At 65.8% G+C, this 15471-nt stretch carries 16 protein-coding genes and 2 pseudogenes; 15 read left to right on the forward strand and 3 right to left on the reverse strand.

Annotation, left to right across the window (positions count from 1 at the left end):
- Positions 1–119: 119 nt before the first annotated feature.
- From E1288_RS30105 to E1288_RS30125, 6 genes and pseudogenes are all read left to right on the forward strand, one after another.
- Positions 120–419, forward strand: a pseudogene (locus tag E1288_RS30105) (acyl-CoA dehydrogenase family protein); the annotation flags it as partial.
- Positions 420–434: 15 nt separating this feature from the next.
- Positions 435–1550: a CaiB/BaiF CoA transferase family protein gene (locus E1288_RS30110; protein ID WP_132491036.1), complete on the forward strand. Its 1116-nt coding sequence runs from the start codon at positions 435–437 to the stop codon at positions 1548–1550.
- A gap of 86 nt (positions 1551–1636) precedes the next feature.
- Positions 1637–2503, forward strand: a complete 867-nt coding sequence (locus E1288_RS30115; RefSeq protein ID WP_132491039.1) for an SDR family oxidoreductase — start codon at positions 1637–1639, stop codon at positions 2501–2503.
- Between the two features lie 98 nt (positions 2504–2601).
- Positions 2602–3420, forward strand: a complete 819-nt coding sequence (locus E1288_RS30120; protein ID WP_132491042.1) for an SDR family NAD(P)-dependent oxidoreductase — start codon at positions 2602–2604, stop codon at positions 3418–3420.
- Between the two features lie 44 nt (positions 3421–3464).
- Positions 3465–3626 carry a hypothetical protein gene (locus E1288_RS47245; protein ID WP_165968320.1) on the forward strand — a complete coding sequence of 54 codons (162 nt, stop codon included), beginning with the start codon at positions 3465–3467 and terminating at the stop codon, positions 3624–3626.
- Positions 3627–3823: 197 nt separating this feature from the next.
- Positions 3824–3970: pseudogene (locus E1288_RS30125) on the forward strand (acyl-CoA dehydrogenase family protein); the annotation flags it as partial.
- 82 nt (positions 3971–4052) lie between these two features.
- On the opposite strand, the gene E1288_RS30130 reads toward E1288_RS30125, so the two are convergent.
- On the reverse strand, positions 4053–4892 hold the full coding sequence (locus tag E1288_RS30130; RefSeq protein ID WP_132491045.1) for an acyl-CoA thioesterase: 840 nt from the start codon (positions 4890–4892) through the stop codon (positions 4053–4055).
- Between the two features lie 152 nt (positions 4893–5044).
- Here E1288_RS30130 and E1288_RS30135 point away from each other — a divergent pair, with 152 nt between their 5' ends.
- The 3 genes from E1288_RS30135 (at position 5045) to E1288_RS30140 (ending at position 7712) form a co-directional block, all read left to right on the forward strand.
- Complete coding sequence (locus E1288_RS30135; RefSeq protein WP_165968321.1) at positions 5045–6145, forward strand: hydantoinase B/oxoprolinase family protein; 1101 nt, start codon at positions 5045–5047, stop codon at positions 6143–6145.
- 183 nt (positions 6146–6328) lie between these two features.
- On the forward strand, positions 6329–6484 hold the full coding sequence (locus E1288_RS47250) for a hypothetical protein (protein ID WP_165968322.1): 156 nt from the start codon (positions 6329–6331) through the stop codon (positions 6482–6484).
- 103 nt (positions 6485–6587) lie between these two features.
- Entirely contained in the window at positions 6588–7712 is a 1125-nt protein-coding gene (locus E1288_RS30140; protein ID WP_235883895.1) for an integrase core domain-containing protein, read from the forward strand.
- Positions 7713–7961: 249 nt separating this feature from the next.
- Here the strand turns inward: E1288_RS30140 and E1288_RS49085 are convergent, their stop codons facing one another.
- Positions 7962–8216: a hypothetical protein gene (locus E1288_RS49085; protein WP_235883896.1), complete on the reverse strand. Its 255-nt coding sequence runs from the start codon at positions 8214–8216 to the stop codon at positions 7962–7964.
- Positions 8217–8798: 582 nt separating this feature from the next.
- On the opposite strand from E1288_RS49085, the gene E1288_RS30150 reads away from it, so the two are divergent.
- Complete coding sequence (locus E1288_RS30150) at positions 8799–9248, forward strand: GNAT family N-acetyltransferase (RefSeq protein ID WP_132491050.1); 450 nt, start codon at positions 8799–8801, stop codon at positions 9246–9248.
- Positions 9249–9704: 456 nt separating this feature from the next.
- Here E1288_RS30150 and E1288_RS30155 read toward each other — a convergent pair whose 3' ends face one another.
- The gene (locus E1288_RS30155) at positions 9705–10316 is read right to left on the reverse strand and encodes a TetR/AcrR family transcriptional regulator (protein ID WP_165968323.1); all 612 of its coding nucleotides are present in this window, start codon (positions 10314–10316) and stop codon (positions 9705–9707) included.
- Positions 10317–10536: 220 nt separating this feature from the next.
- Here E1288_RS30155 and E1288_RS30160 point away from each other — a divergent pair, with 220 nt between their 5' ends.
- The 5 genes from E1288_RS30160 (at position 10537) to E1288_RS30180 (ending at position 15470) form a co-directional block, all read left to right on the forward strand.
- The gene (locus E1288_RS30160) at positions 10537–11328 is read left to right on the forward strand and encodes a cyclase family protein (RefSeq protein ID WP_165968324.1); all 792 of its coding nucleotides are present in this window, start codon (positions 10537–10539) and stop codon (positions 11326–11328) included.
- A 91-nt stretch (positions 11329–11419) separates the two neighbouring features.
- Positions 11420–12304 (forward strand): fumarylacetoacetate hydrolase family protein, encoded by an 885-nt coding sequence (locus E1288_RS30165; RefSeq protein WP_207954643.1) that lies wholly within the window; start codon positions 11420–11422, stop codon positions 12302–12304.
- The gene (locus E1288_RS30170) at positions 12301–13542 is read left to right on the forward strand and encodes a thiolase family protein (protein ID WP_132491062.1); all 1242 of its coding nucleotides are present in this window, start codon (positions 12301–12303) and stop codon (positions 13540–13542) included. The genes E1288_RS30165 and E1288_RS30170 overlap by 4 nt, the downstream gene beginning before the upstream one ends.
- Positions 13539–15050, forward strand: a complete 1512-nt coding sequence (locus tag E1288_RS30175; RefSeq protein ID WP_132491065.1) for an AMP-binding protein — start codon at positions 13539–13541, stop codon at positions 15048–15050. Before E1288_RS30170 ends, E1288_RS30175 begins: the two co-directional genes overlap by 4 nt.
- Before the next feature lie 162 nt (positions 15051–15212).
- Complete coding sequence (locus E1288_RS30180) at positions 15213–15470, forward strand: transposase (RefSeq protein WP_132491068.1); 258 nt, start codon at positions 15213–15215, stop codon at positions 15468–15470.
- Position 15471: the final 1 nt, after the last annotated feature.

The raw sequence follows: 15471 nt of genomic DNA on the forward strand, positions 1-15471 counted from the left end.
CGACTACAAGGAGATGCAGGAAATTGCGTAGCCATTTGGGCCTGCTTGAGCCGGGTGCGGTGAAAGTCGCACGCCCGGTTCTGAGGGGGGACTCTGCGCCGAGAGGTCAGGGTCCTACCCGACACACGCGGTTCGTCCTAGCGGAATGCGCGACCGCGGCCAAGGTGGCACGCGTCTTCCTGGACTCGTGCATCCAGCAGCACCTTGCCGGGCAGCTCGATGCGAGTACGGCTGCGATGGCCAAGTGGTGGCTCACCGAGCAGCAGTGTCAGGTCGTCGACAAGTGCCTCCAGCTCTTCGGCGGTTACGGCTACATGCGGGAGTACCCGATCGCGCGCATGTTCGCCGACGCACGCATCCAGAAGATCTACGGCGGCACCAACGAAATCATGAAGGAGATCATCGCGCGCACCCTGTGAGCGCGAGGGAGCACCATGAACGATTCGTCACCGAACCAGACCTCGGGCCCGCTGGCAGGGCTTCGGGTCGTGGAACTGGCCGGGATCGGTCCCGGGCCGCACGCGTGCATGCTGATGGCCGACCTCGGGGCCGACGTCATCCGGGTCGAACGGCACAGCTCAGCCGAACTCATCCCCGGGACCGCAGGCGCGCCGGACGCGACCCTTCGTGGACGTCGCATCGTCCGGGCCGACCTCAAAAACCCTGATGACATCGCAAGAGTCCGGGAGTTGATCGCCCGAGCGGACGTGCTCGTCGAAGGCTTTCGGCCTGGGGTCACCGAGCGCCTCGGTCTGGGGCCGGATGCCTGCCTGGAACAGAATCCGAGCCTCGTGTACGCCCGGATGACCGGCTGGGGGCAAGACGGTCCGCTCGCCCATGCGGCTGGGCACGACATCAACTACATCGCGCTGACCGGTGTGCTGGACAACTTCGGTCGTGCCGGTGATCGACCGGTGCCACCCCTCAACCTGGTGGGCGACTTCGGGGGCGGCTCGATGTTCCTGGTAGTGGGCATCCTCGCGGCGTTGTGGGAGCGGGACCGCTCCGGTCAGGGCCAGGTCGTCGACGGTGCGATCGTCGATGGCACCAGCGTGCTCGCCCAGATGATGTGGTCGCTGCGTGGCACCGGGAACTGGAGCCCCGGCCGGGGTGTGAACTTCGTCGACGGATCGACGCCGTTCTACGACACCTACACCTGTGCCGACGGCAAGCACGTCGCCGTCGGTGCGCTGGAGCCCCAGTTCTTCGCCGCGATGCTGCAAGGAATCGGGCTGGACCGAGCTGAGCTGCCGGCACAGTGGGACCGGTCGCGGTGGCCCGAGCTGCGTGCAGCTCTGGAAGCCGCGTTCAAGTCCCGCACCCGCGATGAGTGGGCCGAGGTCTTCACCGGCACCGACGCGTGCGTGACACCCGTGCTCACCTACGACGAGGCCCTCCTCGACTCGCACCTGTCGGCCCGCAAGGCATTCGACACCGTGGCAGGCATCGACCAGCCGCGACCGGCACCGCGATTCTCCCGAACCGACCCGACCACCCCGCACCCCGCAGACGAGGTCGATCTGGTCGACGCCAGCCAGCTCTGGTCCTGACCCTCGACAGCCCGGTCTTCGTGGGTTGGGCGGCGCTCACCCCTGCCCACACAGACCCAGACGTACATAACCGAAGGGAAATAACCATGGGAACGCTTGAAGGCCGCGTAGCGGTGATCACCGGTGCCGGCCGTGGCATCGGTCGGGAGCACGCGCTGCTGGTCGCACGTGAGGGCGCCAAGGTCGTGGTCAACGACCTCGGTGTCGCAAACGACGGTGCCGGCTTCGATACCTCACCGGCCGAGCAGGTAGTCGCAGAGATCCGGGCGGCCGGAGGCACCGCGGTGGCCAACGCCGACAACGTCGCCACCTGGGACGGCGCAAAACGCATCGTCGAGCAGGCCGTCACCGAGTTCGGCGACCTCAACGTCGTGGTCAACAACGCAGGCATCCTGCGTGACGCCTTCATCGCCAGCATGACCGAACAGCAGTGGGACGACGTCATCGCCGTCCACCTCAAGGGCCACGCCGGCCTGCTCCACCACGCGGCTGCCTACTGGAAGGCACGCTCCAAGGGCGGGCACCCCGTCAACGCCAGCGTCATCAACACCGCCTCCGCATCCGGCTCCACGCAAGTTCTGCCGGGCCAGACCAACTACGCCGCTGCCAAGGCCGGAATCCTGGCCATGACCCAGGTCGCTGCCGCCGAGCTGGAGCGCTACGGCGTCCGCGTCAACGCCATCACCCCCGGCGCCCGCACCCGCCTCACACTGGCCACCCCCGGCATCCAAGACCTCATGGCCAAGCCCGAAACCGGCCTCGACGTCTGGGACCCCGCCAACATCTCCCCCATGGTCGCCTACCTCGCCCAAGCCGACTGCGACATCAATGGCCGCGTCTTCGCCGTCCAGGGTGGACAGATCGACGAACTGACGGGCTGGAATGCAATCCGGTCCATCAAGTCCGACAAGGCGTGGACCATCAAGGACATCAGCGCCGCTAACTGGAACTGACCCAACCGACCCAGCCGTCCACGAGGGGGCGGACGGCTGGGTTTCACGCATGCCGGGCGAGTACCTGCAGGACAATAGAAGTAGGGAGTAACGCGGCCATGGTCAGGCTCGAAGGCAAGACCGCGATTATCACCGGAGCCGGTCGCGGCATCGGACGCGCCATCGCTCACAAGCTCGCCGCCGAGGGTGCGAGCGTGGTCGTCAACGACTTGGACGCCACTCCCGCAAACGAGGTGGTCGACGAGATCACCTTGTCCGGTGGGAAAGCAGTGGCGTGTCCCGGAAGTGTGAGCGCAGCAGAGTTCGCCGAGCAGCTGATCGGGGCCGCAACGCAAAACTTCGGCGGTATCGACATCATCGTGAACAACGCCGGATACGGCTGGGGCAATCCCATCCAGAGGATGACCGACGAACAGTGGGACGCGATGATCGACGTCCACCTCAAGGCCCCGTTCCGCATCCTTCGCGCAGCGCAGCCCGTAATCAGCCGGGCGGTGAAGGCAGAAAACGACGCCGGGCAAGTAGTCCACCGCAAGGTGGTGAACGTGTCATCGATCCTGGGTGTCTACGGCGGTCCCGTCCAAGCCAATTACTCCGCGGCAAAGGCCGGGATCATCGGCCTGACGAAAACCCTGGCCAAGGAGTGGGGCCGTTACCGCGTCAATGTGAACGGCGTCGCGTTCGGGTTCATCGAAACGCGCCTGACCGCAACCACGACGACGACCGTGGAACTCGATGGCAGGAAGCTCAACATCGGTATCGACCAAGACCACTCGAACTCACTGATCGGCAAGATCCCCCTCGGTCGCGCCGGCACCACGGACGAGGCTGCGGGAGCCGTCGCGATACTCACATACCCGGAGTCCGACTACATCAACGGCCAGATCCTCGTCGTCAGCGGCGGGCTGGAGGGCTGATCCCTCCCGCTCGCGCTTCGAACGACGCGGGCCACCGTTCGAGCATGCTGCGGCTCAGCGCGGAGTTCACGGCGCAAGGCGGCGGAAGAAATCGCGCGGTGATGCCGCTCCCAGTGTTCACTGCCCAGGCGGCAGCACCGTTGAAGATCCAGGTCGAAGTGCAGCTGGCGATAAAGCGCGCTGTTACTGCCGACAAGCTGATCTAGTCCGGTGGGGAGAGCGCGAGACAGCCAGCTTCGATCCATTCGAAGGTTATGACTTCATGGGTTAACTGAGTGTCCGAACCAAAACCTACCCATCATTGCTGGAGCAGGGCCTGGATGTAATGCGTACCTGACGGGCGTAGTCACAACGGGTCGTTCTTCGCCTCTACGGCCTCCTGCCGCAGCAACCGGATCGACAGGAAAAGTGCCTCCAGCTCCACGGCGGCTACGGCTACATGCGCGAGTACCCCATCGCCCGGCTCTACGCGGACACCCGCGTCTCGCGGATCTACGGCGGCACCAACGAAGTGCAGAAGACCGCGATCGCAAAATCACTCGCCCTGTAACACCCCCGGACCGACCGAGCGGCGCCCTCGCTGCCCGAGGCGACTCGCGCAGCGAGGTGCCCAGCTCGGACGAGATCGAGGATCAGCTTCGCCGCTGGCGGATCAAGACTTCCTGCACGACCGAGGCGACCAACTGGCCATCCTGAGCGAAGAACTGACCACGCGTCAACCCTCGGGAAGACGCATAGCTGGGGCTGTCCATCGTGAACAACAACCAGGTGTCGGCGCGGAACGGCCGGTGGAACCACACCGCGTGGTCCAGCGAAGCCATCCGGGGCGCAACAGGAGAGCTCGCATAGGGCAGGTATGCGGTCGACGCCAGCCGGAGATCCGAGGTGTACGTCAAAGCGCAGGCATGCACCAACGGCACATCGGGGAGCTCTCCGACCACGCGTACCCACATCTTCTGCTGCGGCCCCAGCCCGGTATCGAACTCCGGGCTCAGGTCGGTGACCCGCCGGGTTTCCAACGCTCCCTGGAAGATCTCGTGCTCCGCCGCCTCTTCGACACTCCACCCGGCAGCCAATTGGTCCGGCTGGGGCACCGCAGGCATGTCAACCTGGTGCTCCTCGCTGTCCTCCGGCCTCTGGAACGAAGCAGAAAGACTGAATATCGTTTCACCATCCTGGACAGCGACCACGCGGCGAGTGGTGAACGAGGCGCCTTCACGGGTTCGGTCCACCTGGTAGACGATCGGACGGTCAGTTCTCCCTGCACGGATGAAATATCCGTGCAGGGAGTGCACCGCACGTTCAGCCGGCACCGTCGACCCCGCAGCGATCAGCGACTGCGCGGCCACATGCCCGCCGAACGCCGTCAACGGGGCACCCGGATGGCAGGTGCCGCGGTACAGGTTCTCCTCCACCCGCTCGAGCGCGATCAACTCGGTGAACGGTGCGGCACCAACACGATCAGGAGTCATGCTGAAAACTTACCCCGCGTTCACATAATCTCCCACGCCCCAGCAGACTTCATCACACTTCCCAAAGCATCGGCCTCACAGAGGAATTATCCCGAAGCTACATCGCCTTCATCTTCCGCGGCGGCGCAACACGAGCCGACCACGTTCAGCACGTGGCCCACCGCAAGGCGATCAGATGCCGACGATCCGTTATCCCAGCCACGGCGTGCAACACGACCGCGCATTCCCCCAGCCCCGCCTATCTACCGCCGCAAAGGTGCCGTGATCTCATTTTCACTAGCGCCACAGAAGCCCCGATTCGATTCTTAAACATACATGCGTCCGGGCTGTCTCCGCTGGTCGGAACCGGTCACGGCGAGGCGCCGACAGTGGTGTTCTTCATGGATCACTGCGGCGGTGCGGGTGGCGGCGCGCAGTCCTCGTTCGACGGGCTGGACCTGTACGGCATGACGATCAGCCCCGGTATCGGGCTGCCGAGCATCGAGGTCAACGAGAGTACGCAGCCGGCCCTGTACCTGGGGCGCACGCTGAACGCGAACTCCGGTGGGCCAGGCGTCCACAGCGGCGGTCTGTCGATGGAGAGCGCGCGGGCGGTTTACGGCAGCGACAGGCAGCGGCTTCCGCCGCGTCTGCCGGAACCTGGAGCACTATCGACCACACGAACCTCGACGAAGTGCTGGCCGAGGGGCACAATCCGCTCGCGACGCTGCTGCATGGCAACGAACCGTTCAGACCGTCGCACCAAGGAGGTGTCTCGCTGTCGCGCGGCGACGTGTTGCGGATGCGCAGCGGTGGTGGGGCGGCCTCGGCGATCCGTTGTTGCGGCAGGTCGACGCTGTCGCCGAAGACCTGCTCGACTGCTACATCACACCGAAGCGGTGTACGGCGTTGTCCTCGACGACCACGGCGACGTCGACGAGGCGGCCACCGCACGTGAGCGGGCGCTGATCAGGAAGCACCGGATCGGGCGAGAACCAACGCGTGCGCAGGACGAACCCGAAACGGTCGGAGTTTCGCTGACTGTCGCGAACGGTGCACAAGGCCGGGTCTGGTGTTGTGCCTACTGCGCGGAGTCGCTGTGCTCGGTCGACGACAGCTGGCGCGTGAAGGAATCCCGGCTACGCCGCAAAGCCAGCGCCAGAGCCATCCCCTGCACGTTCCTCGGCAAACACCTCCGCTTCTCCGACGATGACCTCATCGAGATCATCCGCCGCGGGCGTGCTCCCTCAGCAGATCCAGCCCGCTCAGCCTGATCGAGCAGGTCGCACTACCGCGACGTTCGCAGCCCGGCAGCGAAAGTCCTCAACGGACACACGACAACTCCCGTGCCCGCGACTGAACACATACCGCTTGCTCTCTGCGCACATCAGAGCGTCCATTGACCACCCCCGGCCAACCGGCCGATAACGAACACGTCCGTAACGGAGCTGCGTCCCATGGCATGGAGTGAAGAACACGGCACCGGATTCCGCGTCCGGTACTACCTCAACGGTGAGCTCTGCACCGAAACCGGCTTCGCCACCAAGACAGAAGCCAACAACCGCGTCTCCGACATCGAATACGCGATGCGCAAGGACTGCGGGTGCCGATAAGTCATCCAGCCTGGTCACAACCTTGATCACTGTCCCTGGTCGTACACACCGCTCGTCCCGGTGTCTTCACGTTGACTGCGGGCGGACGGCATCATGATCTGTCGTGCTGCTGCGACTGGCCTACCTCGCCGCGACCAACACCCTCACCCTCCTGCGCCTACTGCCGATGCGCGACCGCGAGAAAGACATCGAGATCCTCGCCCTGCGGCACCAGCTGCTGGTCCTGCAACGCCAAGTCGGCAAGGCCGCGTTCAACGGCGCTGACCGCGTCATACTCGCCAGCCTGCTCCACCATCTCCCGAGAGAGAAGGTGCGCCACCTCCTACTGCTGGTACGCCCGGACACGATCTTGCGCTGGCATCGCGACCTGCTCAAACAGCGCCATGCCGCGACCTGCGTGCCGAAGCGACGCGGGCGCCCGCCCACCATCCGTTCGATCCGCGCGCTGGTCCTTCGCCTCGCCCGCGAAAACAGCTCGTGGGGGTATCGCCGGATCCACGGTGAACTCGCGACACTGGGCATCAGGGTTGCCGCCTCCACCGTCTGGGAAATCCTCCGGGAACACGGCATCCCGCCCGCCCCTGAACGGGACGGAATTACCTGGGCCGGCTTCCTGCGCAGCCAAGCCCAAGCGCTGCTCGCCTGTGACCTGTTCGAGACGCGCACCTTGACCGGAGCTCGCCTGTACGTCTTCGCGGTCATCGAGCACGCCAGCCGGCGCATCCGAATCCTGGGCACCACCGCACACCCCACCGCGGAATGGATCGTGCAGCTCGGACGCAACCTTGTCATGGACCTGGAGGACGCAGGCAGCAGGGCAAGATTCCTGATCCGCGACCGCGACTCGAAGTTCACGGCCGCCTTCGACGCGGTGCTGACCGACGCCGGACTCAAGGTCATCACCACCGGCATCCAGATGCCCAGGATGAACTCCATGATGGAGCGGTGGATACAGACCTGCCGACCCGAGCTGCTGGATCGCACCTTGATCTGGAACCAGACCCACCTGCTCCACGCTCTACGAAAGTTCGAGCAGTTCTACAACTCCCACCGGCCCCACCAGGGCATCGCGAACCCACCCGCTGAATCCACTGCCCACGCCGATCATCGATCTGGACCAGATAGCCCGCCTCAAAATACGCAGGCACGAGCGCCTCGGCGGCATCCTTCACGAGTACGAACGCGTCGCGTGACCTGCGCGGACCGTTTTTCGGCAACCGCAGTGTAGAAATCGGCGTGACCGGAGTCCAGCAAGCGCGGTGAATGGTCGATGTCGACCAGAATCGCGTGGAACCGCCGACCGGGCGCCGCCGGGTCGAACCCGGAATCCACAGCGGCCATGGCGAAGAAATCACCTTGCACGAACCGGTTCCGCGGGTCACCGGTCAACGACTCGGCCAGTGGCAGCAGACCGCGCTGATGCCACTCGATGACCGCACCAAGCCCTTCCACGACGGCCAACGACCGCACCCGCGAATCATCCAGCACGGCACGCGCCGTGCAGCCGAGCCCGAGCCCACCGACCACAACGTCGAAACCGCTGCCAGGCAACTCGGCCAGGCCCAGCCGCGAGCTCCTCCTCCGCGACGGTGAACAGGCTCGACATCAGGTACTCGTCGTCGAGCTTGACCTCGTAGACATCCACGTCGAGCAGCGGATCCCGCCGACGGCGCAGGCTGATCGCACCGATCGGCGTCTCCCGCCAATCGATCTCCTCGAACCGAACACCCATCTCGCCCCTCGGTCCCCAGATGCACCCGCAGCAGCGCCGGGCCGCCGTTCAGCCGGCTCGCTCCGGTGGAACCGACGGCAGTCGCGTGACCACGGCCGCCGGCACGACCACTGCCGGGAGCACACACATCACACCAAGCCGACGCACAGCCCTGACCCGGTTGCTCCAGAAGTTCGACCCCGACGAAGCCGCCACGGCTGCCAACACACTGACAAAGCTGGCCACGCTCGCCGCCCCTTTGGATCAGGTCTGCGAGTTTGCTGACGCCGTCGGCCCACGCCGGCGTCTTCAACGCACCCGAACCGAAAACTCGCGGCGTGGAGAATCCTGGTCGTCATGGACGGAACCCTCATCCAACGCTCCGTACGCACTGCCCAGTTCCCAGGCCAAAGCGTCGAAGGCATCCTCACTTCCGCGATGGAAAACGAACTAGGAGTCTCACTTACCTAGCGCCACGTCTATGCGCCTCGGTCCGATCAGGACCACAAATGAGCGAAGCCCACCACTACCAGCAACTTCGCAAACACCTTTCCCGCCTCCAACTTGACATGTCCGCCCTTCTACTCGCGGAAACGAACCAACATGACGATTGACATCAGGATCGCCGCCCCGGAAGACGTCGACGCGATCTTCGCGATACGCACCGAGGTCCGCGAGAATCACCTCTCGATGCAGGAAATGGCTGCACTGAGCATCACCCCTGAAACGGTACGTGAGGATCTAGCCCCCTCGACCTCCTCGCGAACCTGGATCGCCGAGTTCGATCGAGAGCCGGTCGGGTTTTCCGTGGCTCATCCCGACGATGGCAATCTATTCGCCCTGTTCATTCGCACTGCATTCGAAGGACGCGGAATCGGACGACGCCTCCTCGCCCTGGCAGGGGCGTATCTCTTCGAATCACACGACACCATCTGGCTCGAAACTGACGGCGCGAGTCGAGCGAGCGGCTTCTACCGTCGACTCGGATGGGAAACCGTTGCTGAGCTACCGGGAGGAGATATTCGCATGGAAAAACGCGCCCAGCCCCACTGAGGCAGGCACCGCCTTCGACAGGAACCGTCCCTCGCGCACGTCGCTTTCGACTAGGCGGTTCGCCAAGAATCCCTAAAGCTGTCCCGTAATGATCAAGTAGATGCCCACCAGTGCTGGTCTGGCTGTGGGAACACGGCACGCCGACGCGCCGTTCAACATGCGGCGACGACTTATCGAGCCCCACAGGTTGCGAGCGGGGCGACACGAATCGGACGATCTCGTCTTGAGGGACAGTATCCAGGGTCGGCAGCGGATCAACATATCCCGCACCAAACGATCCGGGAGACCCTCGTCTGACACCGCAACGCTCCCGCTCGCAAACCCGCGGGACCGAACGCCGGTCGCATCATCGATCCCGCCAAAGCTGCCGTGTACCAGAACTGCACCCGTCGTCGCGGTCAAGTGCAGAACACACCCAGCGCCCGCTCCGGTTGGCGTACCGATGCCGAAATCGGGTCATGGTTCGGCCGGAGAGTTCGACCGGGCGTTGGCCAGTCCGTGAGCGTAGATGCTCTCCAGTGCCGTGACGGCGCGACGGCGATCGAGCCGCTCGGGGTCGAGCCGGTGCTGGATGTTGATGCCAAGCGTGCCGCCGAGCAGGGCCACCGCGACGGAATCCGGATCGGTGACGGGAGCGGCCAGCGCACGCAAGTGGTCGGTGTAGAAGCAGCGCAACATCGCGTACTGCTCGGCGTAGGTCGCGCGTACGACCGAATCCTGGCTCACCGCTTCGATCAGAATGGTCGAGAAGATGCGGGCCTCCGGCTGGGACATCATCACGAAATTCGCCTCGATCAAGGCTTCGACGCCGCTTCCAGGCCCGGCCGAGGCCAGCCGTTCTCGCATGAAGTTCATACCCCACCGGAACGCTTCCTCGACCACAGCCCGCAGCAATCCGTCCTTCGAGCCGAAGTGCCAGGACACGGAGCCGCGGCTGATTCCGGAGCGCTCCGCCACGGCCTGGATGGACATCGCGGCCGACCCGCCCTCGGCGGCAAGCTCCCATGCCGCCGCCACCAACCGCCGCCGGGTCTCCGTGGAGATCTCCTGCTTCCGCGTCGCTCCCATTCGGTGTCCTCCCAGGTTCGTCGGGTCGCCCATGAGGCACCGACGTGACGATTCTGTCACGTGCCCATCGCGGGACGGGCGCCCTCCTCCAGGCGCCAAGCCCGCACGCACACCCCGCTCGCCCTCACCGCGTAGGTCAGACCGGTGGCCAAGCGCCCTTGCCTATGCTGAGCGTCCAGTTCTAGGATGAGCGTCCAATAACTAAGAAGGGATACGAGTCGTGACACTGATCGATCTGACCAGGACGCTGGACCCCGCCGATCGCGACCTTCTCCCGGAACCGTTGCGCACACTGGCCCCGGTGATCGCGCCCAACGTGGACTACGCGCATCCCGCGGGATCGGGCCGGGAGCAGTTCGCCTCCGCGATGCAGTGCCGGGTCGAGGATCTTCCTGACGGCGAAGGATGGGGATCGGAACTTTTGACCGACTTCAGCACCCACCTGGGCACCCATGTGGACGCTCCGCTGCATTACGGCTCGACCTGCGAAGGGAAACCAGCCCGCACCATCACCGACATCGCACTGGAGGAATTGTGGTGCGAAGCGATCGTGCTGGACCTGCGCGGCCGATGCGCGGCGAACACCGCGATCTCCGTGGACGCGCTGGAGTCGGCCCTGGCCGAGAACGGGGCGCCGATCCCCGCAGGCGGTGCGGTACTGCTGCGCACCGGGCAGGAGCGATACTCCCTGGCCGACCTGGAGTTCTTCCAATATCCCGGTATGAGCCGGGAGGGAACCCTGTTCCTGGCCGAACGCGGCGCCAAGGTACTCGGCACCGATGCCGCAGGGTGGGACCTGAGTTTCGCGGTGATGGCGCGAAAGTTCCGCGCATCCGGCGACAACTCGGTGCTTTGGGACGGACATCGTGCCGGCCGCGAACGGGAGGTCTTCATCGTCCAGCAGATGGCGAACCTCGCCGCGCTGCCTCCGTCGGGATTCCGCGTGGCGTTCTTCCCGATCAAGATCGCCCGGGCGAGCGCTGCCCCGGCCCGAGTCGTGGCCTTCACCTGAGCGCGATGCCGCGAATCCGAATCGTCGAAGGGAACTGACCACCGTGAAACTCGCAACCGTGGAGTACGGAAGCGCGGAGCACACCACTCTCGTGCTCGACGACGGTGAGCGCCTGCTACTGCTCGCCAAGGCTCATCATCTGGTGACCGGCGAGCACGCCCCCGTGCTCGCGACCATGCAAGACATCATCGACGGTGGGGCGCAGGCACAAGACGCCCTGGCACGTATCGCCGAGGCATCGCCGGCCGAGGCGGTCATCGATTCGAGCGAAGTCCGCTGGTTGGCGCCCTTGCCCAGGCCCGTACAGATCCGGGACTTCGGCTGCTTCATGGACCACTTCCGCAACGCCAGGGCGCGGATTCAGGGAATCCCGGTCGACCAGGTCGAATTACCGGCCGTCCAGCTCGAACGGCCGCTGTACTACGTGGCCAATCGGCTGTCCGTGACCGGTCACGGAACCGACGTCCACTGGCCCCGATACTCGACACTGCGGGACTACGAGCTTGAGTTCGCCTGCGTGCTGGGCCGCGGAGGCATTGACATCGCCGTCGCGGACGCGGAATCCCACATCTTCGGTTACACCATCTTCAACGACTTCAGTGCCCGCGACACTCAGCTCGAGGAGATCGCCACCGGGCTGGGCCTGAGCAAGAGCAAGGACTTCGCCGACTCGAACGTGCTGGGCCCCTGGATCGTCACCGCCGACGAGATAGACGATCCCTACCGGCTCCGGATGACCGCCCGCATCAACGGCGAGGAGGTCAGCCGGGGCAGCAGCGCCGAAATGCACCACACCTTCGCCGACATGATCGCGTTCGCGTCCACCTCGACCCGGCTGCATGCGGGAGAGGTGCTGTGCTCGGGCACCGTGCCCACCGGCTGCGGGTTCGAGCATGGCCGCTTCCTGGAATCCGGGGATATCGTCGAGCTCGAGGTCACCGGGCTCGGCGTATTGCGCAACCGGGTGGTGGCATGAACAGCGAGGTGTTCGTCCTGGGTGTCGGCGCCACCCCGTTCGGCCGCCACCTGGGCAGGACCGCCGCCGACCTCGCCGGCCAGGCCGCGCACGAGGCACTGAGCGATGCCTCGCTCTCCCCCGCTGACGTCGGCGCGATCTTCCACGCCACGGTCAGCCAGAAAGCCATCGACGGCCAGCACATGATCCCGGGCCAGATCGCCATGCGACCACACGGGTTCTCGGGGGCTCCCGTGGTGAACGTGGAGAACGCCTGCGCAGGTGGCGCAACGGCCCTGTGGCTGGCGATCGCCCACGTGCAGGCGGGCCTCTCGGAGGTCGCCCTGGCCGTTGGCGTGGACAAGCTCGTGTGCGCCGACTCCGCGCAAGGGCTGGCGGTATTCGACGGGGCGCTGGACGTGACGCACCGCGAGGAGGCGCTGACGGCACTCGCCGCGCTGGCCGGCCCACCACCTCCTGGACTGGAGGCTGTGGACGGTGACAGGTCGGTCTTCATGGAGATCTACGCCGCGTTCGCTCGCGCGCACATGCAGCGGTTCGGGACCACCGAGACCCAGCTCGCCGCAGTCGCGGCGAAGAACCATGCCCACTCCGTCCACAATTCCCGAGCGCATTTCCGCAAGCGGTTCACCGCCGACGAGGTCCTGGCCGCGCGCCGGGTGGCGTGGCCGTTGACCGTGCCCATGTGCTCTCCAGTCAGCGACGGAGCCGCCGCCGTCGTGGTGACCAGCGCCGACTTCGCGCGGTCCCGCGGCACTGGCCGACCCGCGGTGGCGGTGTTGAGCAGCGTTCTGCTGTCGGGCACCGACCGCGCGGCGGACGACGCCGACCAGCACATCGGCCGCCGCGCCGCGGTCGCCGCCTACGAGCAGGCCGGGGTAGGGCCAGGAGACGTCGACGTGGCGGAGGTGCACGACGCCACCGCCTTCGGCGAGATCCAGCAGGTCGAGAACCTCGGCTTCTGCCCGATCGGGAACGGCGGCCCCTGGTCGGCCTCGGGTGCCAGCACGCTCGGTGGTGCTCTCCCGGTGAACCCCTCTGGAGGACTCGAATCCCGCGGCCATCCCGTGTCCGCCACAGGACTGGCGCAGGTATTCGAACTCGTGACGCAACTCCGCGGCAGAGCTGGTGACCGTCAGGTCCCCGGCGCTCGCATCGCGATCGCCGAGAACGGTGGCGGTCTCTTCGGCATCGAGGAAGCGGTGGCCGCCGTGACCATCCTGGAAAGGACAGAATGAGCACCCTGCATGCAGACCCGCACACCAGCCCCGGGTATGCGGATCTTATCCTGTCCGCGCTTCGGCGGCGCCCCAACCACATCGCGTTTCGGTTCACCGGGGAGGACGGCATGCGTCGCGCCTGGACCTACCAGGAAACGGCGCAGCAGATCGAGCGGACCGCAGCCGCCTTGGGGCGCCTGGGACTCGCTCCCGGAAACGCGATCGCCCTGCTGTCCGGGCCGCGCCCTGAAGCGTTCACCGTCATGGTCGCAGCCTGCCTGGCCGGACTGCGCTACGCCGCTCTGCATCCGCTAGGCACTGTGGACACCGACCGATCCATCCTGAGCGACTGCGCCGCGGACCTCCTCCTCGTAGACGACACTCGGTTCGCGTCCCGGGCCCACTCCGCCGACACCCGCGTGGTGACGCTCAGCGAACTCGGTCGTCTCGTCGACGACACGCGACCGGGTGCGGATGACCCTAGAGGGCCCGCGTTGTACCTGTTCTACACCGGCGGGACAACAGGCGAGCCCAAGGGCGTGATGCTGCGCGACCGGTCGTTGGTCGCCAACGCGTGGGCTTGTTCCAGCTGGGCGTGGCCACCGGAGACGAACCTCCTGATCACCACACCCATGTCGCACGCGGCCGGTCTTCTTGTGGCACCGGGCCTGCTCCGTGGCGCCAGCTTCGAGCTTCATCCATCGTTCAATGTGGACAGGTTCATCGACGCGATCGAGCAGCACGGCGTCACCGCCTCGTTTCTCGTGCCCACGATGCTGTACGCCCTGCTCGATCACCCCAGGCTGGCCGGCGCCGACCTGTCGGGACTTCGCTGGATCCTCTATGGTGCCGCGCCGACCGACCCCACACGGCTCGTCCAGGCACGCAGGGTGTTCGGACCAGTCCTGAGCCAGCACTACGGCCAGGCAGAGGCCCCGAACGCGCTGACCGTACTCGATCCGGCCGAACACAGCGACGATCCCGCCGTGCTCGGCAGCTGCGGGCGGACGATGCCCGGCGTGAAGATCGCCCTGTTCGACCCCGAGGGCCGCGCAGTGACGGCCGGGGAGACCGGCGAACTGTGTGTCCAGGGACCGCTCGTGATGGACGGATACTGGAACAAGCCCGAGCAGACGGCGGCGGCGCTGGCGGGCGGCTGGCTGCACACCGGTGACGTCGCCCGCTTGGACGAGACCGGCCTGATAACCATTGTCGACCGGATCAAGGACACCATTATCAGCGGCGGATTCAACATCTACCCCCGCGAGGTCGAAGACGCCCTCTGCACGCACCCAGCTGTAGCGGCCAGCGCCGTCTACGGGATGCCCGACCCACGCTGGGGCGAGGCCATCACCGCGACGGTGGTCCTGCGTCCCGGACGGACGGCCACACCCGCCGAGCTGACCGACCACGTCCGTGAGCTCAAGGGCGCGATCTGGGCACCGAAACGGGTTCGCCTCCGAGATTCGCTACCGGTCACAGCACTCGGCAAGATCGACAAAAAGAAGCTCCGCGAACAATCCTAGCCTTCTGTCGGCAGGATCCGGCGTCCTTACCACTCCCTACCACGATGCTCTCCGCCCGCAGCGCCTTGGGCAACGAGTCCAGTGATGTGCGTGCCCCGGCGTCGGTGGAGTCGGGTTATTCGATGATCGTCATCTCAGTGCCCCGACTGGAGGTTGCCTCGCATGCCCCGGAGATACCCGCCGGAGTTCCGCCGCAAGGTGCTTGACCTGGTCGCCGCCGGCCGTCCGATCGCGCAGATCGACCACGATCTCGATATCAGCGATCAGACGATCTACAGCTGGCGCCGTCAGGAGCTGATCGACACTGGTCAGCTCCCTGGGATCACCAGTACCGATCACGCGGAGCTGGTCGCCGCCCGACGGCGCATCGCTGAACTGGAGACCGGACTGGCCATCACACGACGGCCAATGAGCTACTGAG

Origin of the sequence: Saccharopolyspora elongata (genome assembly GCF_004348985.1) — a bacterium.
GTDB lineage: Bacteria > Actinomycetota > Actinomycetes > Mycobacteriales > Pseudonocardiaceae > Saccharopolyspora > Saccharopolyspora elongata.